Genomic DNA, 6,898 nt, shown 5'->3' on the forward strand with positions numbered 1-6,898 from the left:
ATAACATCATTTGTTTTGCGGTCAGTTTTTGAGGGTGGAAAGTCATCACCCAAAGCAGATGGAAAGAATAGGGTTATGTCTACTAGCAAAGGTCGGGGGTAGTCTGAAAGTAGTATTACTTGTGAGACCAGCTATGGGAAGTCGTGGAAAATATGATACTACAGCAGATTTTCTGACTAATATTGAAAATCGAAATGGAAAATTTTATACAGATAAAGCCACAATAGATAAAATTGGACAGGTTGAAGCTAGAGGAGAAGATTTTTTCACTGTTGAATAAAAGGATAATGAGTTCCCGTGCATCTACTGAAGGAGGAACTTCTGTTGTATATAAATATAGTGATGAATTAGGAACAAAATATTTGATTCATGAAGTTACAGATGCCAGGGGATATATTATTCACAGAGACTTTGATGCTGTAAGAATTTCATCGGGACAATTGATAAACAAGGGACATTAGTTAGGAGGTTGATATGTATCATAATGAAATGGAAAAAATAATAGAAAAAGTGGTAAAAGGTGATATAGATAAAAATGTATTAATGGAATATTTAATTGATGATTTTGATTGTGAAAAAATATATGACTCAGATGAGGAACTGATAACAGATGCTTTTTTTACATTAAAACATTATGCCAGTGGCGAAGAAGAGGTTAGCAAAGATGAGTGGATGTATTTCTTAGAGTGTTTAGCAGGAAAACGTGAATATAATATGGAAGCAAAAATGAGCATCACAACTAAGCCTCCCCACAGGCAGGCTTAAATCATAGTCTTGCTACAGCTCCTGTGGCAGTTAAGTGATGTTTACCTTGGTCACGTTTCTTTTTGTAATATGCATTCAACGGACTGTTATGGAAAGAACGGGCAGTTGCAGCGAGAAAAATGGCATGCCGTAAGTAAGGTGAACCCCGTTTGGACATGTGATTATGAGTGCTGCTAAATTCACCGGATTGTCGTACAGTTGGATCAATACCTGCAAAGGCAACTAAGGCAGATGAACTCTTAAATCTGTTTATATCACCGATTTCAGCAAGAATGGTTGCAGCAGCAATCATGCCTGTTCCGGGAATGGTATGAAGATAACAATCAAAATTCTTGTAGTACTCAAGAATCTGGCAGTCAAGAGCTTCAATCTGCTTATCAAGAAAATTCATTCTGTCAATGAGCTGTTTTAACTGGAAAGAGAAAGCATCCTGTGCTATCTTAATACCAAAGGTATCAGCTGCAGCTTCTTTGATGGAAATGGCTTTAGCTCTGGTAAGTCGGTTGTGGCTCTTATCTTTTATGATTTCAAAGAGCTCATCTATTGGTGCATTCTCAATATTCTCAGGGGTGAGATACTTTTCCAGAATGCCCATGGAAGTAGTCCTAAACTGACCGAAACGTATCACTTCTGCAATCAAAAAAGAGTCAATTGAGTCGTTTTTGGTTTGTCGTATATACATTTTTCTCAAAGAATCAGACTGGATAGGATTGATTACATAGATAGTATATCCTTTTGCTTTTAGAAATGAATAAATGGGATACCAGTAATGACCTGTAGCTTCCATGCCAAATACACAAGGGGAATTACCGATGTTTTTAAAGATAAAGCTCATAAGAGAATCTGCACCTTTGTGTGTAGTTGCAAAGCGAAGAGAAGGGCCGATTTGTTTGCCTTCAGGTGAAACAATGGATGCTTCATGATGATTTTTGCCAATATCAATGCCTACGATGTACATAATTGAAATCCTTTCTTTTATGAATTATAAGTAGATAGAATCCTCACTTCAATGCGGGTTACAATCTGGTTAGATATACGAAGTACAGCACATATGCTGCCAACATCCAGCTAATACGCAAAATTCTGCAAAGCAGAGGGAGCAGTCTCAATGAACGAAGTCACAAGTGCTTCAAGAGTGGTGACGCACACCTCTATCTATTGGGATTATACACCTGACGATGAACTTTATTTAAAGTATAAGGATGTATTTGACAATCCAAAGTATTATAATCAAGAAACAGGGGCAATAAATTGGACAGAAAAAAATGAATTTGCTGATATACCAATGGATGAAGTGTTACAACCAGGAACAGACCAAAGACCATATAGTGTATTTGAGGTTGTTGAACCAATTAATGTAAAATCGGGTAGTATAGCATCTTGGTTTGATGAACCGGGCGGAGGAATACAATATTTGTTGCCAGATACAGTAGATGAATTATTAGATGCTGGTATTTTAAGGAGAATTCAATAAGCATGACAGTAGAACAATTAGAAAAAGAACTAGAAATGATGGAGATTCCACAAGAATTATATTCAATAATGGTGGGGGGCCTGCCAAATGAAAAATTATGCATTGTAAAGGAAGATAAATGGCAAGTATATTATAGCGAGCGTGGTAGCAAAAGTGGATTGAAATTGTTTGAAACAGAATCAGAGGCGTGTGAGTTTTTTTTGCGAAAAATGAAAAGATATGCAAGAAAATAAATTGATAATGTATCCATATAATGACAACCGAAATTAAAACTAAAAAATTTATCAAAGATGCAGAACGCATTGCTTTATAGTAAAAGTTAAGAAGAAGCATCAGTGAGAGCAGGAAAGTCGTTTTTGATGGATTTGCAAGTGGCTTTGAATCTGGAGCAATATTGGGTGCAATCAGTGGAGGATTAGGAGCTGGAACATCTGCAATTATGTCAGGGGCAGAACTCACAGTAGGAAGAGTCATGGCTGTAAAAGCTATGAATATGGTATCTGATGCAACTGTAGATACTGTGGTATACGCGTATCATTCAAATAAGTATGATAAAGACTTTTCTGGCGGAGATATAGTTAAGACTTGGGTAAAAAGTGCGGCAACATCGTTTGCTATGCAGTCTGTTGTAGGTGGAAAGTCATCGTCAAAGACGGAGACCAGCTATGGGAAGTCAAGTGGAAAAATTGGTGATTTTACAGAATTAGAAGGAAGTAATGTAGACGAGATATTGGATAGAATTCCAGATGAAGCAGTTTTGAGAGAGTTATATCCAGTACAGGGAGGAGCTACAGAAGGATTTGAGTTTAAGTGGGTTCAGAATGGGCAGACATATAGAGTTAGAGTACACAATGTGGACCCAAGTGCCCCGGTTGGCTCTAATGCTTATAATGGTTGGGTTGTTAGAGTTCAATGTGGTAGAAGATATTTTGACCCTACAATAAATGATTTTCGTGAAGCAAAGTATTTTAATCCCAATGGTCCGGATTATGATGAGGTTATTATTAATGATACACATATACCAATCTTGGATCCATATCAAAATTGAATTAGTGGGTGATTAATGGAGGTGTTAAGGATATTGGATGAAAAAAAATTAGAGGAGTTGGTCTCCAATATGGATGATAGAATTAGAATGCACGATTATTCCAAAGAACAACTTTTGTTGTTAATTGAAGACTATGTAACAATTAATTTTCAAGGTATGAAGTATCAGACAAGAGAGGCAATATTGAATATGATATGTGATGCTGTGAATTATTATGATATAGGAAAAGATTTAAATTGGGAATCAATTATTGCTATAAGGGAAGATTTGGAAGATGATTTGAAAGAATATGTTGATGAGATTATTTCTATGCACTACAACTAAGCCTCCCGCCGGCAGGCTTAATTCGTAGTCTCACTACCATATATTAACAGAATTTCTTAGGTTCATAGGGCTTACCATCCCGTACTACAGCATAGATTACGGTGGTAAGCTTTCTTGCTACATACATATATCATGGAAACAAATATGATAAAGCAATAACAGGCGGAGATGTAGCCAAGGCCTGGGCAGAGGGTGCAATGACATCATTTGTTTTGCGGTCAGTTTTTGAGGGTGGAAAGTCATCGTCAAAAGCAGATGGAAAAAATAGGGTTATGTCTACTAGCAAAGGACGGGTGGAGTCTGAAAGTAGTATTACTTGTGAGACCAGCTATGGGAAGTCAAGGGAAATAATTCAATGTAATACTAAAGATGCAGCAGCTGATGAATTAGCTAAAAGAATTGGAGGTCAATCGAGATCTGCTTTTGCGGATGATCCAATTCAGCGTGAATTTGATGTGATTTCAGATCAATATATTGCACAAGCTAAACCACCATTAAAATGTGTTAATAAAACGGTTAGAACACAGATGAAAGCGACTTTTGAAGCAGCAAAAAAATACGAAAGAAAAATTTATTATCAATTTGAGGGAATTCCGAGTCAGGAAGTACTTGATAAATTATACGAGTATAGCGAGAGATATGGGGTTGAGGTAATAATAGATACTGAACCTTTGGGAATTTTAAATTAGAAAAGAAAGAGGATTACTATGGTAACGATTTATGCGTGGTTAGAGATAAGAGCTACATATTTGGATGAAGATTTACATCCAGAAATAGATGAAAAAAAAGTATTTGATGACATTGATAATTTAATCAAGAAGTTAAAATACAATGAATTAAAAGTAATAGAAAAAAATTATTCGCGTTTTGTTCAGTTTAGTGTGATGGAAAACCATAAGACAGAAAGAACAGAAGAGATGATTAGTATGTATGAGAACATTACTAAGATTGCCACGGGTAGTTATGGCTTGCTGTATTATTTGGATGATGAAGATGAAGTATATAGTGATGAATTTAGGGTTCTAGTATCTAAGAAAGGTAAGTGTGAATGGAAAAGAGATGAAAATTTTAGTCCATGTAGCATTATGATAGAGGAGTTTGATTAATCTTTACACATGCGAACTAAGCCTCCCCACGGGCAGGCTTAAATCCTAGTCTCACTACCAGACATTTAACAGAACTTCTTAGGTTCATAAGGTTTACTATCCCGTAACACGGCATAAATTACGGTGGTAAGCTTTCTTGCCACTGCACCGGTGGCAGTCAGATGGTGTTTGCCCTGCTCACGCTTCTTTTTGTAATAGGCATTAAAGGACTGTTGTGAAAAGGACAGGTGGTTGCAGCAAGGAAGATTGCATGCCTTAGGGATGATTTTCCCTCTGAGTACATATAAGACCATTTAGAAATTAGAAAAATCCAGCAAGGAAAAATTATTATCTAGAGGTAGAAAAACATGAAAATAACAGGTAGTATGAATTACGTAAAAATTGATCTGGGGAACGGATATGTTGTAAAAGCAGAAGGAGAAATGCTTGTAGGCAAAAAGTTTGTGGTATATAGAGATACAATGAAATTTTGGGAGCCCCCACATGAGCATGAAGAACTTCTAGAAGAGCAAATTGAGAGTATAATACAGGAAGTTCAGAGAAATATGAATGAAAATACGGTTCAAATTGTTTTTGAATAATATGTATTATGTCTCCACGTGAGGATGCCCACCACCTAAAAAATCAACCACGATCTTTAAATTAATCGGAACGATTCTCGCCAAAGGCGATTTATCTATGAAGATTAATTTAGAGACACTTCTAGGACGGAATTTGCCTTCTGGGTGCACTTAAGGACATCAAAAATCAAAACTGAATATTGTCCTTCACAGACTCAGAACGCATTGTTTTCATGGCACAAGAAATACATATCAGGGAGTAGCTAATAATGGTATGAAAATAGATATGTTTTTGGATCAAAGTGGTAAAATTATTTCAGCATTTCCGGAGGAATAGAAATGAAATACAGAATAGAAGAATATAAATTAAAAAATGGTATTGAGGATATAAGTATCATATTTGATGAGAAATATCAGTTGTTGACAACTTTTATGTCATGCGATGTATTGCCCTTTGAAAAATGGATTAAATCAGGTTTTGATAGAGTACTGTCAGGGGAAAGTGAATATGAAGAAGTAAATGGAAATGTATGTTGTGCGGAAATAAGTCCTAAAACGACTAAAGTATATGATAATCTGGCAGAGGATGCTATGGGGAATTGGTGTGAAGTTGATACAAAAGAACTTCGTCAATTAATTGATGAGTGGTGTGATAAAGTTCGAAAATTTAAAAATGAGCATCACAACTAAGCCTCCCGCCGGCAGGCTTAATTCGTAGTCTCACTACCATATATTAACAGAATTTCTTAGGCTCATAAGGCTTACCATCCCGAAATACGGCGTAGATTATGGTGGTAGGCTTTCTTGCCACTGCACCGGTGGCAGTCAGATGGTGGTTGGATCAATACCGGCAAAGGCAACCAAGGCTGAATGATTCGGCGAATGATGTGATTGAATACTTTAATACACTTATTAGAATTAAGAAGTAGGTGACAGATAAAATGAAAATATATGTTGAAAAAGTATTGGATGAAGTTGTGTATTTTTCTACTGATTATGGAAATGCAAAGGGAATATGGAAGGGTAATAATAGACCGATTGATAAGGTATATTATGTTGAAATGGATATTGATATGTTATGTGATTATGAGTCCTTTGTTTTATGTGATACGAAAGAATATCATATAGAAATGGTGAATGGAAACATTCAAATTACCCTATTATTGCTTGAATATGAAGAAGACGGATGCGCAACATTTCAATTTGGTGATACAATTATAGAAATAGAAACAAATTTTGATGAGCGGTTTTACGCCTTGAAAAATTGCTATTTAACAATAAACGTAGAAAAATTGGATATTTATGATGAGAACCTATAAGCAAGAGAGTAGGTTAATAATGTCAGTATAGTTCAAGATGCTTTGATGAAAGGATTTGGAAGAAATAAAAAAGACTATTTAGGTTAAAACAATTAGCGTAAAATTTTTGATTTGTAAAAGTACATTGTTTTCATAACAGTATTTGTTATGAAAACAATGTATTTTTTGCAATTAAATTAAGAAAAACTAAAATGCTACTGGTAGAGATGTTGGATGATGGAAATTAGACTCAGGGGCATATGCAGAACAAGTTTCAGGAGACCAGCTATGAAAAGTCAACCATAGATTAGCTGGAAATTATT

The 6,898-nt window shown here is 35.6% G+C and carries 12 protein-coding genes and 2 pseudogenes; 12 read left to right on the plus strand and 2 right to left on the minus strand.

All coding sequences use genetic code 11. The features are described from left to right. The first annotated feature begins 133 nt into the window (after positions 1-133). Genes DWW70_RS14935 through DWW70_RS14560 form a run of 3 tightly spaced genes read left to right on the plus strand, consistent with a single transcriptional unit; the run spans position 134 to position 765 of the window. On the plus strand, positions 134-280 hold the full coding sequence (locus DWW70_RS14935) for a hypothetical protein (RefSeq protein WP_156337962.1): 147 nt from the start codon (positions 134-136) through the stop codon (positions 278-280). Continuing rightward, positions 273-461, plus strand: coding sequence for a hypothetical protein (locus tag DWW70_RS14795; RefSeq protein ID WP_147359047.1), 189 nt, complete (start codon positions 273-275; stop codon positions 459-461). The genes DWW70_RS14935 and DWW70_RS14795 overlap by 8 nt, the downstream gene beginning before the upstream one ends. Before the next feature lie 13 nt (positions 462-474). Continuing rightward, the gene (locus DWW70_RS14560) at positions 475-765 is read left to right on the plus strand and encodes a hypothetical protein (RefSeq protein ID WP_055148023.1); all 291 of its coding nucleotides are present in this window, start codon (positions 475-477) and stop codon (positions 763-765) included. Between the two features lie 7 nt (positions 766-772). On the opposite strand, the pseudogene DWW70_RS14565 reads toward DWW70_RS14560, so the two are convergent. Further along, positions 773-1,723, minus strand: a pseudogene (locus DWW70_RS14565) (IS110 family transposase); the annotation flags it as partial. Positions 1,724-1,873: 150 nt separating this feature from the next. Here DWW70_RS14565 and DWW70_RS14570 point away from each other — a divergent pair. The 6 genes from DWW70_RS14570 to DWW70_RS14595 all read left to right on the plus strand — a co-directional run bounded on the left by DWW70_RS14570 (position 1,874) and on the right by DWW70_RS14595 (position 4,717). Next, positions 1,874-2,239, plus strand: a complete 366-nt coding sequence (locus DWW70_RS14570) for a TNT domain-containing protein (protein ID WP_055148020.1) — start codon at positions 1,874-1,876, stop codon at positions 2,237-2,239. 2 nt (positions 2,240-2,241) lie between these two features. Beyond that, positions 2,242-2,472: a hypothetical protein gene (locus DWW70_RS14575; RefSeq protein ID WP_055148017.1), complete on the plus strand. Its 231-nt coding sequence runs from the start codon at positions 2,242-2,244 to the stop codon at positions 2,470-2,472. Between the two features lie 161 nt (positions 2,473-2,633). Next, the gene (locus DWW70_RS14580) at positions 2,634-3,287 is read left to right on the plus strand and encodes a polymorphic toxin type 30 domain-containing protein (RefSeq protein ID WP_133300858.1); all 654 of its coding nucleotides are present in this window, start codon (positions 2,634-2,636) and stop codon (positions 3,285-3,287) included. Between the two features lie 69 nt (positions 3,288-3,356). After that, positions 3,357-3,611, plus strand: coding sequence for a hypothetical protein (locus DWW70_RS14585; RefSeq protein WP_133300859.1), 255 nt, complete (start codon positions 3,357-3,359; stop codon positions 3,609-3,611). Positions 3,612-3,883: 272 nt separating this feature from the next. Then, positions 3,884-4,300, plus strand: a complete 417-nt coding sequence (locus DWW70_RS14590; protein WP_243869244.1) for a restriction endonuclease fold toxin — start codon at positions 3,884-3,886, stop codon at positions 4,298-4,300. Positions 4,301-4,318: 18 nt separating this feature from the next. Beyond that, positions 4,319-4,717, plus strand: coding sequence for an Imm7 family immunity protein (locus DWW70_RS14595; protein WP_007884552.1), 399 nt, complete (start codon positions 4,319-4,321; stop codon positions 4,715-4,717). Between the two features lie 65 nt (positions 4,718-4,782). Here the strand turns inward: DWW70_RS14595 and DWW70_RS15610 are convergent. Next, positions 4,783-4,982, minus strand: a pseudogene (locus DWW70_RS15610) (IS110 family transposase); the annotation flags it as partial. 82 nt (positions 4,983-5,064) lie between these two features. On the opposite strand from DWW70_RS15610, the gene DWW70_RS14605 reads away from it, so the two are divergent. The 3 genes from DWW70_RS14605 to DWW70_RS14615 all read left to right on the plus strand — a co-directional run bounded on the left by DWW70_RS14605 (position 5,065) and on the right by DWW70_RS14615 (position 6,596). Beyond that, positions 5,065-5,298: an Imm74 family immunity protein gene (locus DWW70_RS14605; protein ID WP_055274067.1), complete on the plus strand. Its 234-nt coding sequence runs from the start codon at positions 5,065-5,067 to the stop codon at positions 5,296-5,298. Positions 5,299-5,616: 318 nt separating this feature from the next. Further along, positions 5,617-5,967, plus strand: a complete 351-nt coding sequence (locus DWW70_RS14610) for a hypothetical protein (RefSeq protein ID WP_238051840.1) — start codon at positions 5,617-5,619, stop codon at positions 5,965-5,967. Positions 5,968-6,218: 251 nt separating this feature from the next. Beyond that, positions 6,219-6,596, plus strand: coding sequence for a hypothetical protein (locus DWW70_RS14615; protein WP_118650120.1), 378 nt, complete (start codon positions 6,219-6,221; stop codon positions 6,594-6,596). The last annotated feature ends 302 nt before the right edge of the window (positions 6,597-6,898 follow it).

This window comes from Coprococcus sp. AF16-5 (assembly GCF_003479365.1).
Taxonomy (GTDB): domain Bacteria; phylum Bacillota; class Clostridia; order Lachnospirales; family Lachnospiraceae; genus Coprococcus; species Coprococcus aceti.